Genomic DNA, 731 nt, shown 5'->3' with positions numbered 1-731 from the left:
CCACGCGCACCCCGTCGGCGTACGCGTCGGTGCAGATGTCGATCGCCAACTGCCCCTTCGTGCGGAAGCGCAGGTCAGCCGGTATCCCTGTTCCACGGGCGGTGTCTTCGTCATCGATCTGCTCGGCGGGGATCCACTGCCGGGCACCGATCAACGCGTGCCCGACGCCCTCGCGCACGTAGGCCAGGTACACCGTGTTGATGCCGTTCTCGACCCGGCCCGCGCACCCCATGTACTGCCGCTTGACCCCGCACGTGGCACTGCCCCGCTTCTGCTGACCGGTCTCGTCCAACGCCCCGACCACCAGACCCCGCCGCCGTCGTCGGGCCGCGGTAGCCAGCCCGTCGACCACGAACCGGCGCACCACGCTCATGGCCTCCTCGGTGTCCCACACCGCCCGGTTCAACAACCGCTGCACGCGATCCGGGGTGCGGTCCCCAACATGCTCGGCGATCGTCCACCCGTTACGTTTCGGCAGGTCACTGGCCACCGCGGACACATACTTGTCCGCCTGCTGCCACGTCTGCGTCCGCACGAAACACGACCGCAACCGCTCCACCAGATCGGCCCGCACCCGCTGAACCCGACCAGCGGCTATCCTGGCAGCCGCAGCCGCCCTCGATTTTGTTGTCTTCACACACACATGATCATCAGGGCGGCTGCACCCATCTCACCCACCCCACCCACACCGTCCACCCTGGTCAGACGACCAATGGCGGCTGCCGTACTAG

At 67.7% G+C, this 731-nt stretch carries 1 protein-coding gene; it reads right to left on the bottom strand.

Features of this window, described 5'->3' with window-relative positions; genetic code table 11:
- On the bottom strand, positions 1-598 hold a 598-nt coding region (locus tag AC2CHE_RS26940), incomplete at its 3' end, for a transposase (protein ID WP_484507624.1).
- Positions 599-731: the final 133 nt, after the last annotated feature.

The sequence above is a fragment of the Micromonospora sp. ATLC16 genome, from assembly GCF_057196645.1.
This window is presented reverse-complemented; position numbering and strand designations above follow the sequence as displayed.